The sequence below is a fragment of the Micromonospora sp. B11E3 genome (genome assembly GCF_039871625.1).
GTDB lineage: Bacteria > Actinomycetota > Actinomycetes > Mycobacteriales > Micromonosporaceae > Micromonospora.
Map to the genome: position 1 here is coordinate 1 of NZ_JBDPMC010000047.1, position 20,771 is coordinate 20,771.

22 protein-coding genes are annotated in these 20,771 nt (G+C 70.3%); 13 read left to right on the forward strand and 9 right to left on the reverse strand.

All coding sequences use genetic code 11. From position 1 onward, the window contains the following. Positions 1-110: 110 nt before the first annotated feature. The 6 genes from ABGB16_RS21765 to ABGB16_RS21790 all read right to left on the reverse strand — a co-directional run bounded on the left by ABGB16_RS21765 (position 111) and on the right by ABGB16_RS21790 (position 3,273). Complete coding sequence (locus ABGB16_RS21765) at positions 111-401, reverse strand: hypothetical protein (protein WP_347669939.1); 291 nt, start codon at positions 399-401, stop codon at positions 111-113. 64 nt (positions 402-465) lie between these two features. Next, entirely contained in the window at positions 466-1,140 is a 675-nt protein-coding gene (locus tag ABGB16_RS21770; protein ID WP_347669940.1) for a hypothetical protein, read from the reverse strand. After that, complete coding sequence (locus ABGB16_RS21775) at positions 1,137-1,775, reverse strand: hypothetical protein (RefSeq protein WP_347669941.1); 639 nt, start codon at positions 1,773-1,775, stop codon at positions 1,137-1,139. Before ABGB16_RS21775 ends, ABGB16_RS21770 begins: the two co-directional genes overlap by 4 nt. Positions 1,776-1,791: 16 nt before the next feature. Beyond that, positions 1,792-2,052, reverse strand: coding sequence for a hypothetical protein (locus ABGB16_RS21780; protein ID WP_347669942.1), 261 nt, complete (start codon positions 2,050-2,052; stop codon positions 1,792-1,794). Between the two features lie 164 nt (positions 2,053-2,216). Next, complete coding sequence (locus ABGB16_RS21785) at positions 2,217-2,423, reverse strand: DUF397 domain-containing protein (protein WP_347669943.1); 207 nt, start codon at positions 2,421-2,423, stop codon at positions 2,217-2,219. A gap of 13 nt (positions 2,424-2,436) precedes the next feature. Then, entirely contained in the window at positions 2,437-3,273 is an 837-nt protein-coding gene (locus ABGB16_RS21790) for a helix-turn-helix transcriptional regulator (RefSeq protein ID WP_347669944.1), read from the reverse strand. A gap of 267 nt (positions 3,274-3,540) precedes the next feature. On the opposite strand from ABGB16_RS21790, the gene ABGB16_RS21795 reads away from it, so the two are divergent. The 5 genes from ABGB16_RS21795 to ABGB16_RS21815 all read left to right on the forward strand — a co-directional run bounded on the left by ABGB16_RS21795 (position 3,541) and on the right by ABGB16_RS21815 (position 9,560). Then, on the forward strand, positions 3,541-3,873 hold the full coding sequence (locus tag ABGB16_RS21795) for a DivIVA domain-containing protein (protein ID WP_347669945.1): 333 nt from the start codon (positions 3,541-3,543) through the stop codon (positions 3,871-3,873). Beyond that, complete coding sequence (locus ABGB16_RS21800) at positions 3,870-4,124, forward strand: hypothetical protein (protein ID WP_347669946.1); 255 nt, start codon at positions 3,870-3,872, stop codon at positions 4,122-4,124. The genes ABGB16_RS21795 and ABGB16_RS21800 overlap by 4 nt, the downstream gene beginning before the upstream one ends. 5 nt (positions 4,125-4,129) lie before the next feature. After that, the gene (locus ABGB16_RS21805; RefSeq protein WP_347669982.1) at positions 4,130-6,163 is read left to right on the forward strand and encodes a hypothetical protein; all 2,034 of its coding nucleotides are present in this window, start codon (positions 4,130-4,132) and stop codon (positions 6,161-6,163) included. A gap of 257 nt (positions 6,164-6,420) precedes the next feature. After that, entirely contained in the window at positions 6,421-8,892 is a 2,472-nt protein-coding gene (locus tag ABGB16_RS21810; RefSeq protein WP_347669983.1) for an FtsK/SpoIIIE domain-containing protein, read from the forward strand. After that, complete coding sequence (locus ABGB16_RS21815) at positions 8,889-9,560, forward strand: hypothetical protein (RefSeq protein WP_347669947.1); 672 nt, start codon at positions 8,889-8,891, stop codon at positions 9,558-9,560. The genes ABGB16_RS21810 and ABGB16_RS21815 overlap by 4 nt, the downstream gene beginning before the upstream one ends. Positions 9,561-9,604: 44 nt before the next feature. Here ABGB16_RS21815 and ABGB16_RS21820 read toward each other — a convergent pair whose 3' ends face one another. Both ABGB16_RS21820 and ABGB16_RS21825 read right to left on the reverse strand, forming a co-directional pair. Then, on the reverse strand, positions 9,605-10,000 hold the full coding sequence (locus ABGB16_RS21820; RefSeq protein ID WP_347669948.1) for a hypothetical protein: 396 nt from the start codon (positions 9,998-10,000) through the stop codon (positions 9,605-9,607). Positions 10,001-10,178: 178 nt separating this feature from the next. Further along, positions 10,179-10,973 carry an IclR family transcriptional regulator gene (locus tag ABGB16_RS21825; RefSeq protein WP_347669949.1) on the reverse strand — a complete coding sequence of 265 codons (795 nt, stop codon included), beginning with the start codon at positions 10,971-10,973 and terminating at the stop codon, positions 10,179-10,181. A 280-nt stretch (positions 10,974-11,253) separates the two neighbouring features. Here ABGB16_RS21825 and ABGB16_RS21830 point away from each other — a divergent pair, with 280 nt between their 5' ends. The 7 genes from ABGB16_RS21830 to ABGB16_RS21860 all read left to right on the forward strand — a co-directional run bounded on the left by ABGB16_RS21830 (position 11,254) and on the right by ABGB16_RS21860 (position 19,022). Continuing rightward, positions 11,254-12,375: an ABC transporter substrate-binding protein gene (locus ABGB16_RS21830; RefSeq protein ID WP_347669950.1), complete on the forward strand. Its 1,122-nt coding sequence runs from the start codon at positions 11,254-11,256 to the stop codon at positions 12,373-12,375. A gap of 25 nt (positions 12,376-12,400) precedes the next feature. Further along, complete coding sequence (locus ABGB16_RS21835; protein ID WP_347669951.1) at positions 12,401-13,729, forward strand: hypothetical protein; 1,329 nt, start codon at positions 12,401-12,403, stop codon at positions 13,727-13,729. Next, positions 13,726-14,544 (forward strand): ABC transporter ATP-binding protein, encoded by an 819-nt coding sequence (locus ABGB16_RS21840; protein WP_347669952.1) that lies wholly within the window; start codon positions 13,726-13,728, stop codon positions 14,542-14,544. The genes ABGB16_RS21835 and ABGB16_RS21840 overlap by 4 nt, the downstream gene beginning before the upstream one ends. After that, complete coding sequence (locus ABGB16_RS21845) at positions 14,537-15,376, forward strand: ABC transporter permease (protein WP_347669953.1); 840 nt, start codon at positions 14,537-14,539, stop codon at positions 15,374-15,376. Before ABGB16_RS21840 ends, ABGB16_RS21845 begins: the two co-directional genes overlap by 8 nt. A gap of 178 nt (positions 15,377-15,554) precedes the next feature. After that, positions 15,555-16,823, forward strand: coding sequence for an amidase (locus tag ABGB16_RS21850; protein ID WP_347669954.1), 1,269 nt, complete (start codon positions 15,555-15,557; stop codon positions 16,821-16,823). An 88-nt stretch (positions 16,824-16,911) separates the two neighbouring features. After that, positions 16,912-18,417, forward strand: a complete 1,506-nt coding sequence (locus ABGB16_RS21855) for a CoA-acylating methylmalonate-semialdehyde dehydrogenase (protein WP_347669955.1) — start codon at positions 16,912-16,914, stop codon at positions 18,415-18,417. Between the two features lie 233 nt (positions 18,418-18,650). Beyond that, the gene (locus ABGB16_RS21860; protein ID WP_347669956.1) at positions 18,651-19,022 is read left to right on the forward strand and encodes a metalloregulator ArsR/SmtB family transcription factor; all 372 of its coding nucleotides are present in this window, start codon (positions 18,651-18,653) and stop codon (positions 19,020-19,022) included. An 80-nt stretch (positions 19,023-19,102) separates the two neighbouring features. Here ABGB16_RS21860 and ABGB16_RS21865 read toward each other — a convergent pair whose 3' ends face one another. Then, the gene (locus ABGB16_RS21865; RefSeq protein ID WP_347669957.1) at positions 19,103-19,816 is read right to left on the reverse strand and encodes a hypothetical protein; all 714 of its coding nucleotides are present in this window, start codon (positions 19,814-19,816) and stop codon (positions 19,103-19,105) included. Positions 19,817-20,138: 322 nt separating this feature from the next. On the opposite strand from ABGB16_RS21865, the gene ABGB16_RS21870 reads away from it, so the two are divergent. Continuing rightward, entirely contained in the window at positions 20,139-20,696 is a 558-nt protein-coding gene (locus ABGB16_RS21870) for a hypothetical protein (protein ID WP_347669958.1), read from the forward strand. The last annotated feature ends 75 nt before the right edge of the window (positions 20,697-20,771 follow it).

A 20,771-nucleotide genomic window follows, 5' to 3' on the forward strand; every position in this document is an offset into this window, starting at 1 on the left:
ACCACCACGACCACACGGCCATTGCCTCGACAGCACGGTTCCACACGCCCACCGACATCGTCAGCTTCATCGCCAACGCAGAAGCCGCCAAGATCAAACCGGCGAGTTAATTATCTGCGAGCCCTAAGGCCAACCACGACCACGCAGAGCCAACGGCCGTACGCGAACGTACGCCTCGCCCGTCCGTTGACGACCCCGAGGACGAAGCCGACGACGGTGGTCACCAACACCGCGGCGTAGAAGGCAAGCCCGATGCCGGCCGTCCACATGGTGACCTGGTAACACGGGCCGGGCACGCCGTTGACCCTGCCAGTTGACGCCAGTCCGTGCTCGGCAACGCACGCCTCGTACTGTTCGCCAAGGCGGAAGAGAAGCACCGCGAACACGGGCACGAGGGGCATGCCGACGGCGGTGACCACCCAGTGCCGTCCGCCCTGCGGACGCCCGCCGCCTCGTTTCGGCGCGTCAGAGCCGCGTACGGTAGACACTCAGGGACTCTTTCGCTGCCGTTAGCAGCCCCGCCGAGTCGTGGACGAGGCCACGAGCTTTGGACAGGTTGGCCTCGGTGTTGCGGACGATCTCGGGCCGGCTGCCGGCGAGTACGCCGAGCAGGGCGTTATGGGTCGCCCACATTCTGCGGTGGATTTCGGCGAGCCGCTTCGTGGTCTTGTCGACCTGCTCGATGACATCTTCGAGCCCGCCGATGACCTGCCCCGCGATGCTCGACGCGTTACTCCGGCGGCCTGACATCGTCCGGGGTCCGCGAAGCGCGCTGTGACTCGCAGCCCCCGATACACGGTGTCTTGTGCTGGAAGGCACACGCGGCGTTGCGCTGCCACTGCGGGCAGCGGCTGCGCGTCGCTGGTCACGGCGTTCGCGGAGATGATCGAACCCGGCAACTACCAGGGCTTTGCCCTGCGAGCCGACCATGCCGCCGATGACTGCACCGCCAGTGGAGGCGACCGTCGGTGACACGGGTAGGCCGTAGCGGGCACTGGCGAGACCGACAAGCATGCCGACTGCGGCGCCACCCCATTCGACCAGCTTGCCCAGCGCCTCCTTGACGCTCTCGTACTTCAGCCGCCGGGCAAACGGCCTCTCCCTCTTCTGGGTGGCCCTTTGCCTTCGTCCGTATCTCATTGACCGAGGACAGGGTCCAGGAACGCGCAGCCGGTTGAAATCATGACGGGCAGGTTGAGAGCGGTGTCGCGCGCAACCTCGGCGGGAGTCAGGTTGAGAAGCTCCTCACCTGCTTGCGCCTCTTCGGACTCATCCGCGTAGTAGGCGCAAGCTTCCCAGAGGTTCGGGTGAAGAAACGCATAGGACCATTGCGCGTAGACCTGGACGGGAACGGCGATCTTGGGTTGGCCGGAGTGACCCATCCGGTGCAGGTGAGGTTCCTCCGCCGTGGAGCCGAGTCCTTCTCCGAGGGGAAGCAGCTTGTGACGGCGGAAGACGGGTTCGAGGTCGCCATCGGTGTCGAACTCGACCAGCAGCCCGCGCTGGAGCAAGCTGTCGACCAGTTCGCGGGCCTGCGGCTCCGGGCTGGGTGCCGTCTCCAGCAGCCGGATCAGCGATTCACGATCGACCTCAAGTTTTGCGTGCCGAGCGGCGTCCATGAAAGCCGCCGCCCAGACCGCCGCCTCCGTCTCGGTCAACTCCACGAGGTCGTCGCCGAGGTGAATCTCGTAGCACTCCGGCGTCGGGTCCGGCGGGCGGACGTAGCGGTAGCGCGGACCCATCGACAGCCCGGCCGGCACGATGACGCGTGGCATGCGGTGTCTCCTCGGGTCAGAAGCTGGCAGCGTAGTGCCGGGTCGCTTCGATGGAGCCGGCGGCGAGTTGTGACGCCTCGTTGATCTTCGCCTTGGCCTGCTCCAGCCGGGCGATTGCCTCAACTACCCGGGGATGGGCGGTGCCGCTGGTGACGGCGCGCAGTTGAGCCAGGCTCTGATCAATGGAGTCGTGTACCGCCCTGAGCTGCGCCACCTGCTCCTGCGTGGATCGGCCGAACTGGTTGATCCCGGCCTTGATCTCCTGGATCGATGCCACCGCGTTCCTCCGATCGGCAACGGTCGTTTCCGCTGCGACCGTACCGGATCATGCACGCTACGTCAGCCCGGGGTCGCTTATCGGTCAGACCGGCTGGGGTGGGAAGCGGTAACGAGGTCGAGGTGCTGTCCGGGTGACCTGGCCAGCACCTCAACCGGTGCCCGTCAGCGAATGAACGAGTCGTGCCTTACGCCAGCGACGAAGCGCGCCCAAGCCTGTGGATCGAAGGTGAGGACCGGGCCGTTCGGGTCCTTGCTGTCTCGCAGTCCCACCATGTCTGTCAGGCCGTCGGCGACCTCGACGCAGTCGCCGGAGCCATTGCTGCGGGTGCTTTTCCGCCAGGTCACGCGGGTCATGCCGACCTCTTCCACCCGCGCCGTCCTCTCATAGCTCGTCGATCGCCCCATGGATCAGGTCGCGTGACTTTCGAGCGCTGGCAGCCGTGGCGACCACGTGCTCGAAGACTCGGCTGTATTCCCTGACCTGTTGGCCTTCGAGATAGAGGCTACCCGCGCGGGTTTCGACGTAGACAACCCCGGGGTCGGCGGGCTCCGGGAAGGCCAGCAAGCTGAAGGCGCTGCCCATCGACCCGTACTCGCCAGCGGCGAAGGTCAGGATCTGGATGGTGTTGCCGGGCCTATCGGCCTCCTCGACCAGTCGCCGCAACTGCGCCTTGAAGTGGTCGGCGCCGCCGATCGGCCGCCGTAGGGCTGCCTCGTCCAGCACCACCCAGAGCTTCGGCGGGGTATCGCTGTTCTGCCGGCGCATCCGCAGCTCAACTCGGCGCTCCACCTCCTCTGTGGGAGCGTCCGGGTGCTCTGCGCGGATCACGGCACGCGCGTAGTCGGCGGTCTGAAGCAGCCCCGGGATCAGTTGCGGCTGGAAGGCCCTGATCTCCGACGCCTCGGCCTCCAGTCCGACGTAGACCTCGAACCACGCCGGCAGCACGTCGTCGTACGCCTGCCACCAGCCGCGCTTGCGGGCGTCCCGAGCCACCTGGACGAGCGCGTCGACCTCGTCTCCTTCCACGCCGTACAGCTCAAGCAAGCCGCGGGCAACCGGTGGCATCACGGAGACCTGCGCGTTCTCGATCCGGCTCAGCGCGGATTTCGAAATGCCGATCTCCTTGGCCGCCTGGTCGGCGGTCATGCCGGTCTGCTCCCGCAGGCGGCGTAGGGCTGCGGCGAGGCGTCGCCGACGGACGGTCGGGCTTCCAGTCATGTCGAGCATTGTGGACCGCCAGGGCGGAGTGCGCAACGACCCCGGACTGAATCGGGAGTTGCGTAAAGGAACTGTGTCGGTGCACGATGAGTGAGGCTGCGAGTCGGTTGAGTGATCGAGTTCGCGTGGCTCGACAGCCCCTGAGCTGCCCTGCTGTCGTACTGCTGGTTGGAGGCTGCGGTGGTAGGTGCTGGTGGGTCCGTCGATGCGCGGAGGGTCGACGGCCCCACCGTCCAGGTGGCATCCACGTTCGAGAGGTAGGTACCCATGCGTGTTCTCTTCCGGCGGCTCGGGCGCCGCGAGCGGCCGGTGCCGGCCGCCACCTGCTACCGGTCCGCTTCCTACCAACCGCTGCGCCCCTGGCAGGTGCGCGAACGGCGGTTCAGCCGCAGCCCGTTCGGCCGGCGGGGCGTGGACCCGGACGAGGTGGCGCTGTTCCTCGACCGGGTGGCCGGCGACCTCGCGACGGTCTACGACGCGCTGTCCCGCAGTCGCCAGGAGACCGACCGCATCCGGGACGCGCTGCGCCGCTGGCAGTCCGAGCAGGCCCGGGCCCGCTCGGCGGGGCAGTGGCGCAACGAGCGGGGGAGCGGGCGGTGACCCGACGCTGGGTGGTGCACCTGCCGGTGGTCGCGACGGACCTGCCCGCGGCGCAGCGGATCGCCCGGGTGGTGGCCCGGTGGACGCTGATCCTGCCCCAGACCGACCCCGGGGAGATCACCGTGTCGGCCGAGGACGCGCAGGGCGTACGGCATCGGGTCTTCTGCGACCTGTTGCTGCCCGGCGGCCGGCGGTGCGTGCTCCGGGCCGACCACGACGGCCCCTGCGCCCGCCGGCTGGTATCCCGGTGAACCGGGTGCCGACGGTCGCCTGCCCGGACTGCTCGGGGCTGACGTTCCAGGTCCAGCGGTGCCGGTGCACCGACGGCGGCGACCGGCTGCTGGTCGAGGGGGACGCCTACGCCGACGAACCGTACCGCGAGTGCCGGCTGTGTCGGGGTGACGGCAGTGTCGCCGTACCGTGCCCGAGGTGCGAACGGACCGGCCGGCGGCGGGCGGAGGTGGTGGTGTCCGTGGTCAACCTGGACACCGGCGCGGTGGCCTCCGAGCGGTTCCGGCCCGGCCGGTTCACCCCGGTGCGCAGCCCGGACGGGCTGTGGGAGGTGCCGCTGCGGCGGGTCGCGGCCCGGCTGGCCGCGCGGGTCGGCGCGCGGGACGTGGGCGGGATCTCCCCGACCGGCCCGGCGCTGGACGCGCCGCTGCTCTGGCTGCCCCGGACGTGGCGGCCGGACCTGCCCGCCGACCAACGGTACGCGGCCGAGGCCGAGGCGCTGGCCCGCGCGGACCACACGCCCTGGGTGGTGCTGCTCGGCCGGGCCGCCGAGCCGCCCCCGCCGCCCGCGCCGGGGCGGCACCTCGGCTGGCTCTGCGGGGTGGCCGGGCTGCTCCACCTCGACCTGGTCGTGGAGGCCCGGCGGCGGCACGACCAGGTGTGCTGGGACGTCCGGTTCGAGCTGCCGGGCGGGGACGTGCCGGACGCGCCGCGCCGGCAGGGTTTTGACCTGCCGGCCGCCGTCGTGGACACCACGGTCGCCGCCGCGCTGGCCGGGCTCGCCGAGTCCGGGCTGACCGCGCCCGCGTACACGGTGCGGTCGTCGCTCGGCGTGCCCGCCGCGCCGGCCGACGTGGACGTGGCCGCGCTCGGCGGGCGGATCCTCACCGACCTGGCCGGCGGGCCCGGCGCGCAGGCGATCTGGCGGGACGGTCGCTGGTGGCACACCCTGCTGCGGCCCGGTGGGCGCGTCGAGGTGCTGCACGAGCACGACACCGGGCAGATCGTCCGGTGGACGACTACCGCGCTGCTGCGGGTGACCGAGCCGCCGGACCCGGCCTGGTGGGGCGCACCCATCACCCACCGGGACTGCCCCGACTGCCGGCCCGGCAGCCGGCTGCGCCGCTGTGCCTGCCGGGTCGGCGCCGCCGGCCCGGACCCGGACTGCCCGGACTGCGCGGGCGCCGGGATGGCCCCCGGGTGGGGCCCCTGCCCCGCCTGCGGGGGCAGCCGCCGCGTCTACTCGGCGGTGACCCTGACCGTCACCGACCTCACCCGGGTCACCCACCGCCTGTGGCAGCCGGTCGCCGGTGAGCCGGCGACCCGGATCGGCGCGCAACCGAACGGTGCGCCGGTCGTCCAGCTCCGCGAGCACTACCGGGCCGCGCGGCTGGCGGCCCCCTTCGGCGTACGCCCGGAGCACCTGATCCGGCTCGACCAGCCCGGCGGCCTCTGCCTCGGCCAGGACCTGCTGGAGGGCACCGTGACCCTCGACCGGCCCGACGACGACCTGGCGGCGCGCTACGTCGCGGCGGCCGCCCGCGGGGCGCCCGGCGCCCGGCTCGTCGTGCTGGCGCAGCCGCCGGACGTGCCGCCGGTGGCCGACCTGGTGCGGCTCGCGGCCGGGCTGGACCTGGCCGTCGCCGTCACCGCCTGCGATCATCGGCGCGACACCGCCGACCCGACCCGGCTGCACGGCGTCCGGTGGCAGCTCGACATCGTGCCCCGGGACGCGCCGCTCGGCCTCGCCCAACCCTGGTGGCCCAGCCCCGAGACCGCCGTCGCGGACTGCCTCGACCGGCTGGGCGGCGCGCTGCTGGAGGCTGTGCCCCGGAACCCGGACCGGCCGGTGCCGGCGCCCACGGCCACCGCACCGGGGGCGGTCGGCGACCCGGCGTCGCTGCTGCGCCGGCTCGCGCGACGGTACGCCGGGCAGGTCGTCGCCGTACGCGTCGACCGGGCCGGCTGCCAGTTCTGGCTGGCCGAGGAGGCCGGCGCGCGGGCACTCACCGGCGCGGTGACCCTGGTGGAGGCGGTGGCCGCCCTGCGGCTCGATTGACCATCTCGACACATCGGACGGTGACCCGGGTCTGACGCGCCGTGGCGATTGTGGATAGGGTCGGCCGGGTGGCCGTGATCCATGGGCTTGGGGAGTCGTTTGTGGAGTCGGTGGCGTCGGCGTTCGGGCGGGCAGTGGCGGCGCACCGGGAGGCCGTGTCGCATGTGGAGGCCGCCCGTGCCCGGTTGCGGGACGCGGCGGCCACCGTCGGCCCGTCGTCGCAGGCCGGAGCGGAGGCCCAGCGGCTGGCCGCCGGCATGCGGCAGCTCGCCGCCGCGTTGACCCCGGGTTGGCTGGGCTGCCGCTGGGAATCGGCCGCCGACCTGCCCACCGGGGTCGACGCGGCGGTCGGCCGTCCGCTGCCGGTCCGGCTGGGGGACGCGTCGGCCGGCGCCGGAGCCGGTTTCCCGGTGGTGGTGCCGTTCGTCGGCGCCGGGCACCTGGCGATCGACGCGGACGCCCGCGACCCGGCCGTGGCCCGGTGGCTTCGCGGTGTGCTGCTGCGGGCGCTGGCCGCGCTGCCCGATGGCGCGTTACGGGTGGCCGCGGTGGACGGCGCGACGCTGGGCGCGGTGTTCGGGCCGTTCCGGGCGATGGTGGACGCGGAGGCGTGGCCACGGCCGGCGACCGACCTGCCGGGTTTCCAGCAGGTGCTGGCCGAGGCGGAGGAGCGCATCGAGCGCGCCCAGGCCGGCGCGTCGGATCCGTCGGTGCTGCTGGTGTGCGTCGCGGCGCCGCCTGAGGGCGCCGGGCGGACGGAGTGGTCGAGGCTGGCGGCCATCGCGCACGCGGGGCCGGCGGCGGGCGTGTTCCTGCTGCTCGCCGGGTACCCGCCGCCGCAGCACCCGGGGCTGGAAGCGGCACCGCGGCTGGAGAACTGCACCCACCTGACCGCCGTGGGTGGTGGCGCGTTCGCGGTGTCGGACCCGCCGGGCCCGCACCGGTTCGGCGCCGACGGCTCGGGGTTGCCGGTGCCGGTGCGGTTGGCCGCCGGGCCGCCGGACGACCTGGTGGAGGCGGTCTGCCGCAGGCTCGCGAAGTCCGCGCGGGTGCAGGCGTCGACGGACTTCGCGGCGCTGATGCCAGCCGAGATCTGGCAGGAGTCGTCGGCGCAGGGCTTGCGGACGGTGGTGGGCCGGGAGGGCCGCGCCGACTGCGTGCTGGCGCTGGACGACGCGACGCCGCACTGGCTGGTCGGTGGGCGCACCGGGTCGGGCAAGACCGTGTTCCTGCTCGACGTGCTCTACGGGCTGGCGTCGCGGTACTCGCCGGACGAACTGGGCCTGTACCTGCTCGACTTCAAGGAGGGCGTGTCGTTCGCGGAGTTCACCCCGACCGCGGTGGACCCGTCGTGGATTCCGCACGCCCGCACGGTCGGCATCGAGTCCGACCGCGAGTACGGGTTGGCGGTGCTGCGGGCGCTGTCGCGGGAGATGACTCGGCGGGCGACCGAGCTGAAGCGGGCCGGGGTGACCAAACTGGCGGACCTGCGCGCGGGGCGGCCGGACGTGGCGATGCCGCGGCTGCTGGCGGTGATCGACGAGTTCCACGTGCTGTTCGAGGGCAACGACGCGGTGGCCCGGCAGGCGGTGGCCCTGCTGGAGGAGTTGGCCCGCAAGGGCCGCTCGTACGGCATCCACCTGATCCTGGCGTCGCAGACCATCTCCGGGGTGGAGGCGCTGTTCACCAAGACCGAGTCGATCTTCGGGCAGTTCCCGCTGCGTGTGGCGCTCGCCGGTGGCGGCGGGATCCTCGACGAGCTCAACGACGGCGCGGACGATCTGCCGATCGGCGCAGCGGTCGTCAACGCCGCCGCCGGCATCCCGGGCGCCAACCGGGTCATCCGGTTCCCGAACGCCGACGCCGGATCGGTGACGGCCCAGCGGCACCTGCTCTGGAACGCCCGGCCACCCGGCGACGCGCCCCCGGCGGTGTTCGCCGGGTACGCCGAGCAGCACCCCGACCAGGATCCCACCTTCGTGCGCCTGACACCGGACGTGCGGCGCCGGCGGGCCCTGGTCGGCCGGGCCGTCGACGTGGGCCTGCCCAGCGCGGGCTTCACCCTGGAGGCCACCCCCGGCAGCCACCTCGCCGTGCTCGGCACGTCGCCGGTCGGCGCCGACATCCTGTACGCGGCGACCGCCGGCCTGGCCCGCCAGCACGCACCCGACACCGCGCGGTTCCTGCTCGCGCCGCTGGTCGCGGCGGCCGACGACGCCGCCGACGCCACGGCCGCGGCGATCACCGCCGCCGGGCACTCCTGCGAGACGGTCACGGCCGCCCAGTTCCGGGCGCGACTGGCGGAGCTCGCGCAGTCGGGCAACGCGGGGAGCGAGCCGACCGGGGGTACGACGTACCTGGTGGTCTTCGGCGCCGACAGCGCCAGCAGCCTCCTGGCCGCCAGCGACCCCACCACCTACCGTTCCGGGCGCGACGACCTGCGCGACGTGCTCGCCAACGGGCCCACCCACGGCCTCCACCTGCTCGGCTGGTGGCGCACCCTGAGCCGCTTCGCCGACGACATCGGCTCCACTGGCGGCGAGATCGGCTGCCTGGTCGCCCTCAACCTGCCCGCGAACGACGTGGGCTCGCTGCTCGGCGACTACGCGGCCGACTGGCGGTACCGGCCCAACCGGGCGCTGCTGATCGACCGGCACGAGAACCGCCGCGCCCTCATCGTCCCGTACGTCCGTCCAGGCACCCTCGACCAAGGCGACGATCTCGCATGAGCGACCACCCCTTCACCCCGATGCCCCGAGACGGCGGCTGGGCCGCCTACACCGAACAGTCGCGCCGGCTGGCAGCCCTGCTGGGCGACGAACGCGCCCGCATGGAGCAGACTGCCGCCGCCAGCCGCAGCGGGCGGGCCGCCGTCGACCACCTCACCCATCGGCTCACCGCGCAGCGGCACCACCTCGTGGCGCTGGCGGCCACCCTCCGCCTGCCTGAGCCGCACGTCGGCGCGATCGCGCCCAGCCCCGTGGCCGACCCCGCGGATGCCCTGCGCCGCGCCGGCACCGCCGCCGACGCGGCCGACGCCGCCGCGGAAGCCGCCCACCGGCGTGCCGCCCAACCGCCGCTGCTGCCCAGCCTCACGCCGCTGGCCCGCAACGCCCTCGTCTACACCGCCGTTGCGGCGGTCGGCACCTGCGCGTCCCTGCTGATGTTCGCCGTCAGCCCCGACACCGAATTCGGTCGTATCCCGTGGCAGCTCGTGCCCTGGTCCCTCTGCGGCCTACCGGCACTGGCATTCTTCGCCGGCTACCTCACGATCAGCCTCGTCGGCCAGCCCCGCATCGGGGGCGGCGGCACTCGCTCGGCCCGGGTCGGCGGGGTGATCTGTTTCGTCGGCATGCCGATCCTGTGGTTCATCTTCATCGCCGCCACCGGAGGCTGACCACGGCACGGACGCGCTCGGCTGGGACGGGAGGTGGCCGGGCACTAGGATTCGCTGCGCGCATCGGTCACGCGGTGACGACGGGCCGGTCGCAGGCGGTGTTCCTGCACGGCTCGTTCGGCTCCGGCAAGTCGCACTTCATGCCGGTGCTGCGGGAGATCCTCCAGCACAACCCCGACGCCCGGCAGGTGCGCGGCCTGGCCGAGCCGGTGCTCGCCGCCGACCCCTGGCTGCGCGACCGGAAGCTGCTCACCCTCACCTTCCACATGCTCGACGCGCGCTCGGTCGAGCAGGCGATCCTGGAGGGCTACCTCAACCAGATCACCAGGCTGCACCCGGAGGCGCCCGTCCCCGCCGTACACCGGTCGGACGCGCTGCTGGACGACGCCGCGCGGCTGCGCGAGCGGATGGGCGACGACGACACAAGCCTCGCCACGCATCGTCGTCCGCCTTGCCGGCGACCGTGGTCGTCATCAGGTGGGCGATGGCGGCCTCCCAGACGGCGACGATGTCGCCCGGCTCGGCCACGCCTTCGCTCGAAAGCATTCGCAGGAACCGGTCGAAGCGCTCCGCCAGACTCTCCAACCACCGCCGCCACGGCCGTCATCCGTTGTCAGATCAGGCGGGCGGTGAAGCGGCCTTCCGGACCGCCTCCGCGTACGAGCGACAACCGAGAGCCCCGGATACGTCGGTAGCCGCCTGGATCACGAGTGTCCGCGTGCGCTCGGACATTTCGTCGACGACCGACGGGACGGGGCCAGCGACCGAGATCGCGGCTCTGAATTCGTGTTTCTGATCGAATATGGGCGCTCCGACGGCGGCGATCCCCGGCACGACGTCATCGACTGAGACGCAGTACCCGTTGCCCCGGATCTTCACGAGCTCGTCTCGCAGAGCGTCGGCGGCAGGGGTCGACGGCGTGAAGAGGTCGAGCGACGGCTGGCCGAGGAATTCCTGCTGGACCTGCGGGTCCGCGTAGGCGAGGAGGACGCGCGCGCCTGAGCCGCCGTGGAGCGGAACCGACCCCCCTCGAGGCAGGATCATTACCTGGATCTGTTGTCCGTCGAGTCGCTCGATGCACACGGCGCGCAGTCCCCGTCGTACCGTGAGAAAGATCGTCTGTCCGGTCTCGCGACTCAGGCGTTCCATCGCGGGCTTGGCGGCGGACTGCAGGTCCGCGAAGCGAGCCGCGACGATTGTGCCGAGCTCGAAGAGGCGTCCGCCGAGATGGAACGAGCTTCCATCCGGGGTCGGCTCGAGATAGCCGTATTGCACGAGGTTGCGGATCAGGCGGTAGACCGTTCCGCGTGGTTCGTCGATCGCCGTGGAAATCTCCGCCGGCGTGGCCTGCCCCGCGTGGGCGAGATGGTCCAGGACCGCCACCGCCTTGTCGAGCACCTTGATGGAAGTCATTGACATTTATCTCCATGGCCCGGAGTACTGTTGACGCGATGTAGGCAGTGTGCCCACATCGTAACACGCGCCTCCGGTTCGGTGAAGGTGGCTGGCCTGGGCCTCGGCGGAGCCGGGGGTGCGTGCCCGGGGTTCCTGGCGGCTACCGCCCTGGTCAGACCTTTGATCGAGTTGTTGACACCCGTCCGGCGCGGCCTTAGGGTCGCTGTCGTCACGATGTAGACAGGGTGCCCACATCATGAAACAGGCCAGAAGTTGGAGCCGAGCAAAGGTGGTCAGGATGCCAATCACGCGCCGAAGGCGAGCCTCAGTCGCTGCTCTTCTCAGCCCGCTGTTGATCGTGTTGCTTGCCGGCTGTATCGCTCCTCCCGGTGGCTCCCGCGGGGCCGACGGGGCGAAGGGGCTCAAAAAGATCTCGGTCGGTGTGCCCACGATCATGGGGCCGAACAACAGCCCGATCGCTGTCGCGCAGGGCTTGGGTTACTTCGCCGACGAGGGCCTCGACGTCGAGTTCGTCACGACCGGCGGTAGCGCGGAGAGCGTGCAGAGCACCCTGACCGGTCAGATCGACATCGGCAGTTCCACGTCGGAACCGATCTACCAGTTGGCCGAGCGCGGCAAGTCCGGCGAGGAACTGGTGATGGTCTACAACTATCTCCGGGCTCCCACCGGGAGCATCGCCGTGCGCGCCGACTCACCGATCCGGGACCTCGGTGACTTCGCCGGCGCCACGATCGGCGCCGACAGTCTGGGCAGTGGCAACGTGCTGCTCGCCGAGGGAATCCTCCAGCTCGGCGGGGTCGACGCCGACGCCGTCGACTTCGTGGCCACGGGTACCGGCGCGCCGGCTCTGCAGGCGCTGCGCTCGGGGAAGGTCGACGCCCTCTCGCTGTGGGACACCGAGTACGCCGCGATGGAGAAGTCCGGCATGAAACTGCGGTTCTTCAGCCACGACAAGATCGACCCGCTGTTCTCCACGACCTTCTTCGTGACACCGGACTTCCTGAAAAACGAGTCCAAGACCGTGGCCAGCTTCGGCAGGGCCATGGCCAAGGCTACGGTCTTCGCGTCGGAGAACCCGGCCGCCGCCCTTCAGGTGATGTACTCGGAGTATCCCGAGACACGGGTGGCGGGCAAGTCACTCGAGGATCAGCTCGACACCGACCTGACGGCATTCCGCGCACGACTCGAGCGGCTGACCGCCGGTGACCCGGCGGCCAACTCGAGCTGGGGGAGGTACCCCGACGGGGCGGTTCAGGCATGGCTGGACTTTGCCCTCACGGCCGGCATCGTGAAGAAGAAGCTCGATCCCACGCCGCTCTACGCGAACGATCTCGTGCCGGAGTACAACGCCTTCGACGCGCCGAGCGTGCTGAAAGAGGCGCAGACGTGGAAGCCGTGATCCGGACCCACGAAGGGACCGAGCCATGACCATCCTCGATGACCTGCAGGCAATCCCCGTCGTCGACCACCACTGTCATATTGGCATGGACACCTATCAGGATTCCCGGGGCCGGCTTCGAGACGCCGACAGTCACGAGAAGGCGTACGCCCGCGGTTACGTCGAGGGCCGGATCGGTCCCGATGCGTACACACGCTGGCTCGACGCCGAGCGCCGCCAGGACGCGGCCGAGCTGGCGGACCTCGAAGGGACGTATGGGATCAGCGGCTTGCTCCAGCGCGCCCTCCGGTATCGGGAGACCACGGTCTTCGCGGAGAGCCTCGCCGATGGACACAGGTTCCTGGACGCCCAGGTCGGCTTCGACTACCGCTCGCCCCGCGCTCGGAGCGACGTCCGCGCGCTCTTCGACCGGACGCTCGATCTGGTCAACTGTCCCGTCGTCCTGACCGATGTACGAGCTGTGCCCGAGGAACTCGCCGACTCACCGCGCTACCGGTGGGTGATGCGGATCGACGGGTACCTCTACCCGTTTCCCCTCGGGCGAACCGGGCGACGCGGCGAGGAGGTCGAATCCTTCACCGCACGGTTCCGGGCTGATCTCCAGGCGCGACTGAACGAGCTCGGGTTGGACCAGGCTCCCACGTCCTTCGCGGCCTACCTGGAGTTCCTGACCTCGTCGATCAGGCACGTCGTCGCCACCGGTGCCGTCGGCTTCAAGATCGCCTCTGCGTACACGCGGAGCCTCGCGTTCGTGCCGCGCGGCTACCGGGAGGCTGAGTCCGCGTGGAACCGCGCCGTCGCGGGTTCGTTCGAGGACCGGGCGCTCTACGAGGACTACATCGCCTTCCATGTGTTGCGCCAGATCGCGACGTGGCGGCTCCCCGTACAGATCCACGTCGGGTCGGGACACGGCGAACCCGGCATGGCCTACGCGGGGGCCCGCCCCCGGCTGCTCCAGTCCGTGTTCGATCAACCCGAGTTTTTCGGGATCCCGTTCGTGCTGATCCACGGCGGCTACCCCTACTGCAGCGAAACCGCGATCATGGCGCACACCTACGGCAACGTCTACCTGGACTTCTCCTGGATGCCGTACCTGCACCGCACGCACCTCGTGAGTCGACTCAACGAGTGGCTCGAGTTCCTGCCCGCGAACAAGGTCATCTTCGGTACCGACACCGGGCTGCCCGAGATGCACGTGGCCGCCGTCCGCAACGGACGATGGGCCGTCGCCCGGGCGCTCGAGCACGGCCGGTCGAACAACCTGTGGGCGGGCGAGCGGGCCGTGTGGCTGGCCGAACGGGTGCTCAAGGACAACGCACTCGAAATCTATTCCGAACTGGGGGTAGCAGCATGAGCACGACGGCACAGCGCCTGCCGACGAACGAGGAAGGTGCACACACCCGGCCGCTCATCTCCATCCGCGACCTGAGTAAACGGTACGAGACGAAGAAGGGCGCCACGGTGGCGCTCGACGGGATAGACCTGGACATCGCCGAGGGCGAGTTCGTGTCAGTCGTCGGACCGAGCGGATGCGGTAAGACCACGCTGCTGAAGATTCTTGCCGGCCTGGAACAGCGCACCGCTGGCGATGCCCTGCTGGGGGGAGCACCCATCACCGGCCCCCGCAACGACATCGGCATCGCGTTCCAGGGATCGGTGATGCTCCCCTGGCGCAGGATCATCGAGAACGTGCTGCTTCCCGTCGAGCTCAACGAGAAGCCGACGCCGGCACACCGGGAGCGGGCCCACGAGTTGCTCGCGCTCGTGGGGCTGGACGAATTCGCAGACTCCTACCCCAACGAACTCTCCGGGGGTATGCAGCAGCGCGCCGCGATCTGCCGGGCCCTGGTGCACGACCCGTCCCTGCTGTTGCTGGACGAGCCGTTCGGGGCTCTGGACGCCCTCACCAGGGAGCAGTTGAACGTCCAGCTCAACTCGGTGTGGGAGCAGAGCGGGAAGACAGCCCTACTGATCACCCACAGCATCTCGGAGGCGGTGTACCTGTCACAGCGGGTGGTGGTCATGAGCCCGCGCCCCGGACGCATCGTGGACGTCATCGAGGTGCCGTTCGGCCGCAAGCGAGGACCGGAGATCCTCACCGACCCGAAGTTCGGCGAGGCCGCCGACAAGATCAGGCAGCACTTCAACGGGGAGCGAAAGAATGGCTAGCACCACTACGACCCGCGTGATGACACCGTCCCGCGCCCATGGTTCCGCCAAGAGCCGTGGGGTCGCGTCCCGGCGGCACCTTCCGCCGCTCGCCTTCCTGGTGGTGCTCCTCGTGGCCTGGGAGTACGTGCCCAGGGCACTCGGCATCCCGTCGTTCATCTTTCCGCCGCTCGGTGAAGTCCTCCAGGCGTTGACCGATCCCGGCGCGACGAGGAGCTTCCTCTACCACACCCAGGTCACGCTCATCGAGGCGTTCAGCGGGCTGGCGATCGGAACCGTGCTCGGCCTGGTGCTCGGGGTCGTGCTGGTCGAGGTCGACATCCTGCACCGCATGATCTACCCGTACATCGTCGCCATTCAGTCGATCCCGAAGGTCGCCATCGCGCCCCTGTTCGTCATCTGGTTCGGGTTCGGGCTGACCTCGAAGGTCGTCGTGGTCGCGCTGCTCGCGTTCTTCCCAGTGCTCCTCGGCACGATGTCGGGAATCAGAAGTGTGAGCGCCGAGCACATCGCGCTGTTCAAGGTGCACCGGGCCACCCGGGGACAGATCAGGCGCAAGCTGTTGCTTCCCAGCGCCCTGCCCAGCATCTTCACGGGTTTCGAGATGGCCGTGGTCTTCTCCACCCTCGGCGCGATCGTCGGGGAGTTCGTCGGTGCCCAGGCGGGCCTCGGAGTGCTCATCCTCCAGGCGCAGTACCGGATGAACACCGGTGCCGTCTTCGCCTGCCTGCTGATCCTGTGCGCGGTCGGCATCACGCTGAACGTGATCGTCCGACTCGTGCGTCGCCGCATCCTCTACTGGGTCCCCGGAGAGAAGTCCCTGGACGTCTGAGCCCCGGAACCCTTACACGGAAAGGCTGAAGCCGATTACTGTCAAAGCGCCTCGAGGAGCGCCAGGGCCTCGACGGTCGGTGCCCGTTGCCGCGGCCGGATGCGTCAAGCCCGGTTCAGGGGAGAGCCACCAGGGGATCGTCGAGTCGGCGCGGAGGCTGCGCGCAGGATCCGTGACAGTGACCGAACTCGTGGAGACCTCGCTCGACCGTTGCGCGCAAATCGAGCGGCACGTCCACGCGTTCGCCCACATCGACGCCGCGCAGGCCAGGGCGCGAGCGGCCGAACTCGATGCCATGCTGGACGTCGGATACCAGCCTCGCTCACCGCTGTTCGGTATCCCCCTCGCCGTCAAGGACGTCATCGATGTGGCGGGGATGCCGACCCGGGCAGGGTCGCGTCTGTTCAGCGGCGCACCGGAAGCGGATCACGACGCGGCGGTGGTACGAACGCTGCGTACCGCCGGAGCGGTCCTGATCGGCAAGACGCACACCCACGAGATGGCCATGGGAACCGTCACGCCGACGACGCGTAATCCCCACGACCTCACCCGCATCGCGGGCGGTTCCAGCGGAGGGTCCGCAGCCGCGATCGCCGCCGGGGAGGTCCTGGGAGCACTCGGCACCGACACCGGCGGATCGATCAGGATCCCGGCAGCGCTCTGCGGCGTCGCCGGCCTGAAGCCGCGTACCCACTCGGTCGACATGACCGGCCAGATCCCGCTGTCGCCGATAGCCGACTCGTGCGGTCCCCTGGCGGCGAACGTGCGGGACCTGTCAGTCCTCTGGTCCGCCATGTCGGGGCGACCGGCGACCGCCGTCGACATGGACCGCCTCGGCATCCTGTCCCCGGCGGACCTCGGCGACGTGGAGTCCGCGGTCGGCATCGCCTACGAGCACCTCGGCGAGAGCCTGGCGCGGCACAGCCGGGTGTCGACGGTAACGGTCCAGGTCCCGGCCTTCGACGAGTGGTATCCCGTCCGGCTGGTCCCGCTCTTCGCCGATGCCTACCAGGCTCACCACGCAGCCGGCTGGTATCCGGCGGAACGGGGACTCTACAGCCGTGGCCTCAGGACCGTTCTCGACGCGGCGGCGCAGCACACCGCGGCTGACCTGCTGGCCGCGTGGAAGACCCTCACGCGCCTGGCCGAGCGTCTGGTGGCGGTCTTCTCGGTGTGCGACGCGCTCGTGCTGCCGACCGTCCCGACCACCGCGCCGTTGCGTACTGCCGTCGACGACGACTCGCGTCCGCGCGCCGAACTCACCGGTGCCAGCCGCCAACTGACCCGCTTCTGCGCGCCCGTCAACTGGTCCCCACTGGCCGCGGTCACGGTTCCCTTCGGGACCGACGAGCGAGGACTCCCGGTCGGGATGCAGTGCGTGGCCCTGGACGAGGAACGAGCGCTGTCCGCAGCCCGGTTGGTCGAGGGACTGGCCGGCGCGTACTGAACACCGCCCCACGCACGCCCGAGGCGGGCCGGCCGGCCGGAACGTCGGGCCGGTAACTCAACCTGCCAACCGAACTGGAGGATCAAACATGAGTGACTCGAACAAGCCGACGCTCGGACATTGGATCAACGGACGTCGGGTGATCAGCGAAACCGCGCGCCGGGCGGCCGTCTTCGACCCTGCGCTCGGGGAGGCCACGAAAGAGGTGGTTCTGGCCGACGCCACCGAGACTGCCGCCGCGGTCGAGGCGGCCAGGCGCGCCTTCGAGGAATGGTCTCAGCTGTCGGCCGCCAGACGGCAGACGGTGGTCTTCCGGTTCCGCGAGCTGCTGAACAGCCGTAAGGAGGAACTCGCGCGGATCATCACCAGTGAGCATGGCAAGGCCGTGTCCGACGCGGCGGCCGAGGTGCAGCGCGGACTTGAGGTCGTCGACCTCGCGACAGCGTTCCCACACCTGACCAGCGGACGTTACGCACAGAACGTGTCCACCGGCGTCGATGTGCATTCGGTGCGGCAGCCACTCGGTGTGGTCGCCGTGATCAGCCCGTTCAACTTCCCGGCGATGGTGCCCCTGTGGTTCACCCCCATCGCGATCGCCGTCGGCAACACGGTGGTGCTCAAGCCGAGTGAGCGGGTGCCGTCGGCTGCGATCTGGCTGGCCGAGCTCTGGAAGGCCGCCGGGCTCCCCGACGGGGTGTTCAACGTTCTCCAAGGCGACCGCGTCGCTGTCGAAACCCTGCTGGACCACCCAGACGTACAGGCGGTCTCCTTCGTCGGGTCGACGCCGGTGGCGCGTTCGATCTACGAGTCCGCGGCTCGGGTCGGCAAGCGCGTTCAGGCCTTCGGTGGCGCGAAGAACCACATGCTCGTGCTCGCCGACGCCGACCTCGACGCAGCCGCCGACCAGGCGGTGTCCGGTGGATTCGGGTCGGCGGGAGAAAGATGCATGGCCATCTCGGTCGTCCTTGCCGAGGAGTCGATCGCCGACGAGCTGAACGCGCGGATCCAGGAGCGGGCCGCGAGGCTGCGCGTCGACGACGGTCGCACCGACCCTGACATGGGCCCGCTGATCACCCGCCAACACCGGGACCGGGTGGCCAGCTATATCGACATCGCCGAACGCGACGGCGCCACAGTGCTGCTGGACGGTCGCCAATGCCGGGTGGACGGCCACGAGAACGGTTTCTGGCTCGGCCCCACGCTCCTGGACAGGGTTCCGACGACCTCGAAGGCGTACGAGGACGAGATCTTCGGCCCCGTGCTCGCGGTGGTCCGCGTGAAGGACCTCGACGAAGGGCTACGTCTCATCAACTCCGGCCAGTTCGGAAACGGAACGGCCATCTTCACCAACGACGGCCGCGCCGCCCGACGCTTCGAACGCGAGGTTCAGGTGGGCATGGTCGGAGTGAACGTCCCGGTTCCCGTTCCCGTCGCCTACTTCGCCTTCGGCGGCTGGAAGGACTCACTTCTCGGTGATGCTCCCGCCTACGGTCCGGAAGGGTTCGCGTTCTTCACCCGTCAGAAGGCGGTCACCTCACGGTGGGTGACCTCGACGCGTAGCTCGCTGAACATGGGGTTCCCCGAGAACGACTGAACGGGCGACACGCACCAGCCGAACCCGACCCGACTCGTCCGCTCACCAACTGCCGGGAGGGCTCGTCCGGCTGGTGTCGGTCACCCTGCCCCCACCTGTGGAAGGACACGAACTGGTGAGCGAGAACGAGGTGACGGCCGGGCCCACGGCGGGCACTCTGATACCCGGACTCGCGGTCGCCGTCGGGGCACTGGTCCTGATTCCACCGCCCTATCGATGGTGTTGGTGCAACGATGGAAGGCGTGGGAACTGCGAAAACTGATTCGCCTGCCATCTCGCCGCTTGGTGGCGAGCCGATTAAGCGTGCCGATGCCGAACGGCTCGCGGGTGTGCTGAAGGCGTTCGCTGATCCGGCCCGGCTGCGCCTGCTCAGTCTGATCCAGTCCGCTCCGTCGGGTGAGGCGTCCGTGAGTGACCTCACCGCGCCGCTTGGTCTCTCCCAGCCGACCGTGAGTCATCACCTCCGGATCCTCACCGAGGCCGGCCTGCTCGAGCGCGAGAAGCGGGGCGTCTGGGCGTACTACCGCCTCGTGCCGTCCGCGATAGCGGCGATCGCCGGCCTGTTGACGCCGCCCCGCAAGCGGGCGACGAAGCGGACCCGCTGAGCGGCACTGCCGCAGGCCGGCGCCGGCCGGTCCCCATCCGCCGTGGGTCGGCAACCCCCCGGGTGCCCGGCGGTGTTGTCCTACTCGGCCTGGCTGGCTTGCCGGCGGCGCAGGGTACGGATCCACCCTTGGGCGGTGTGCCCGGGCACGTTGTAGTGGTCGGCGACAGCCGCCACGCTGCCAGCCTGCCGGTACACCGCCTCGAGATCACTCGGTGACCGCCGATACACGCGGCCCGCGGCCGTGGCCTCCTCGCCCTTCGCGGTCTGCTTGGTGGCCTTCCGCGCCGCGGTGGTGGCGTTGGCACCCGCCGCGGCTTTCCGCCCACCCGCCCGGGTCGCGCCGGCGGCCCGTGCCTTCGCGCGCGACGCCTGCTTGGGAACCGCGACCTCAGTCACGTCAGTCTTCGCGGGGCTGGTCGTGGCCGGCTCGGCAGCGGTGGACGTGGTGGCGGCAACCGGCTGGGTGACCTCGGTGTCGGCGACGCGCTCCTCGCCGTGAACGGGTGTCCCGTCTGTGGCGGGCGCGTCGTCGGCTGGGGCAGCAGGCGACACGGTTATCGCCTGCTGCCCGCCGACGGCAGGCGTGACCGCCTTCAGCAGCAGATCCAGGTCGACCGCGGGAATCTGCCCGGCGGTCAGCCCGTCCCCCTCACCGGCGCGTACCACCAACTCGGTGATGCGCGCGGTCGGGCCGTTCAACTCGACCGTCACGGTCGTGGTCGCTCGACTGGGATCGTTTGCGGCGATGGTGATGGTGTATGAACTCACGACTTTGCCTCCGATGTAGGGCAAGGGCCTTGTCGCCTCTCGCGAACCCTCCTGACGAAAGGCGACAGCGACCTGGCCTTCCCCGTGCAGTATTCGGGGATCAAAGGGTAGAAGTTATCGCATGCCCCGCCAGCTGCCACCCAACGCATCGGCCACGCCCCCGGCTGCGCCGCTCTAACCTCAACCGGCGCGCGTCGACGCGATTGTGCGGGAGGTGATGATCTGCCCGCGTTCGGCGTCCAGCCGGCCGGGCCGTAGGTCGCGGCTGTACCGGAGGCGGCTGGCTGTCCCGCGGGACAGCCCGTCTTCCCACACCAACCGTCACCGCAGCGACTTGAATAGCGGTATGCAAGTCAGCAAGGACGGGCGGAGTTGGCGGATCGGCGCCGCCGCCGACGTGGACTGGATTGCCGGCCACACCACCGCCGGCACCTCGATCACCACCGCCATCCCACCAATCTTTGCCGCCTACGCCACCACGTACCAGGCCGACGACGTCACCGTCGCTGCCTACGAGCACGCCCTGGTCGAGGACCTCATCACGCATACCCCCGACCAGCCCTGGTGGCTGGCATACCTCGACACCGGCGCGCACGACATCGTCTTTCCCCGCGCCCCCAAGGTGTCGCTCTACTGGAACTGGCCGTACGTGCTGGTCGAGGCCGGACCCGAGCAGGCCCTCACCTGGCGGACCGGTCATATGCGCCATGGCCGCGGATCGCTACCCGACCTGTTCTTCCCCGCCGATCGATCATGGCTGGTCTCCGCACTCTGGGACGACACCTGGACCTGCGTCGGCGGCCCGGAACCGTTGATCAACACTCTCCAACACCACCCCGTGGCTAACGCCCGCCGGGTCCGACCCGACGAAGACGCGCTGCCACCAGGACTGACCCGCGAGTGACACGCAACGCCTGACCCCGGTCGCGGCTACCGAGATGGAAAGCGCTCAGTGCGGGCGCTGCAGGTGGAACGAGAA

Bases quoted from the DNA above. Each gene is read 5' to 3' on its own strand.
- ABGB16_RS21845 (WP_347669953.1), top strand. From the start codon at position 14,537: ATGGCTAGCACCACTACGACCCGCGTGATGACACCGTCCCGCGCCCAT.
- ABGB16_RS21770 (WP_347669940.1), bottom strand. From the start codon at position 1,140: ATGAGATACGGACGAAGGCAAAGGGCCACCCAGAAGAGGGAGAGGCCG.
- ABGB16_RS21835 (WP_347669951.1), top strand. From the start codon at position 12,401: ATGACCATCCTCGATGACCTGCAGGCAATCCCCGTCGTCGACCACCAC.
- ABGB16_RS21830 (WP_347669950.1), top strand. From the start codon at position 11,254: ATGCCAATCACGCGCCGAAGGCGAGCCTCAGTCGCTGCTCTTCTCAGC.
- ABGB16_RS21870 (WP_347669958.1), top strand. From the start codon at position 20,139: ATGCAAGTCAGCAAGGACGGGCGGAGTTGGCGGATCGGCGCCGCCGCC.
- ABGB16_RS21795 (WP_347669945.1), top strand. From the start codon at position 3,541: ATGCGTGTTCTCTTCCGGCGGCTCGGGCGCCGCGAGCGGCCGGTGCCG.
- ABGB16_RS21765 (WP_347669939.1), bottom strand. From the start codon at position 401: ATGCCCCTCGTGCCCGTGTTCGCGGTGCTTCTCTTCCGCCTTGGCGAA.
- ABGB16_RS21825 (WP_347669949.1), bottom strand. From the start codon at position 10,973: ATGACTTCCATCAAGGTGCTCGACAAGGCGGTGGCGGTCCTGGACCAT.
- ABGB16_RS21855 (WP_347669955.1), top strand. From the start codon at position 16,912: ATGAGTGACTCGAACAAGCCGACGCTCGGACATTGGATCAACGGACGT.
- ABGB16_RS21820 (WP_347669948.1), bottom strand. From the start codon at position 10,000: ATGCGTGGCGAGGCTTGTGTCGTCGTCGCCCATCCGCTCGCGCAGCCG.
- ABGB16_RS21860 (WP_347669956.1), top strand. From the start codon at position 18,651: ATGGAAGGCGTGGGAACTGCGAAAACTGATTCGCCTGCCATCTCGCCG.
- ABGB16_RS21775 (WP_347669941.1), bottom strand. From the start codon at position 1,775: ATGCCACGCGTCATCGTGCCGGCCGGGCTGTCGATGGGTCCGCGCTAC.
- ABGB16_RS21790 (WP_347669944.1), bottom strand. From the start codon at position 3,273: ATGACTGGAAGCCCGACCGTCCGTCGGCGACGCCTCGCCGCAGCCCTA.
- ABGB16_RS21840 (WP_347669952.1), top strand. From the start codon at position 13,726: ATGAGCACGACGGCACAGCGCCTGCCGACGAACGAGGAAGGTGCACAC.
- ABGB16_RS21810 (WP_347669983.1), top strand. From the start codon at position 6,421: ATGCGGCAGCTCGCCGCCGCGTTGACCCCGGGTTGGCTGGGCTGCCGC.
- ABGB16_RS21815 (WP_347669947.1), top strand. From the start codon at position 8,889: ATGAGCGACCACCCCTTCACCCCGATGCCCCGAGACGGCGGCTGGGCC.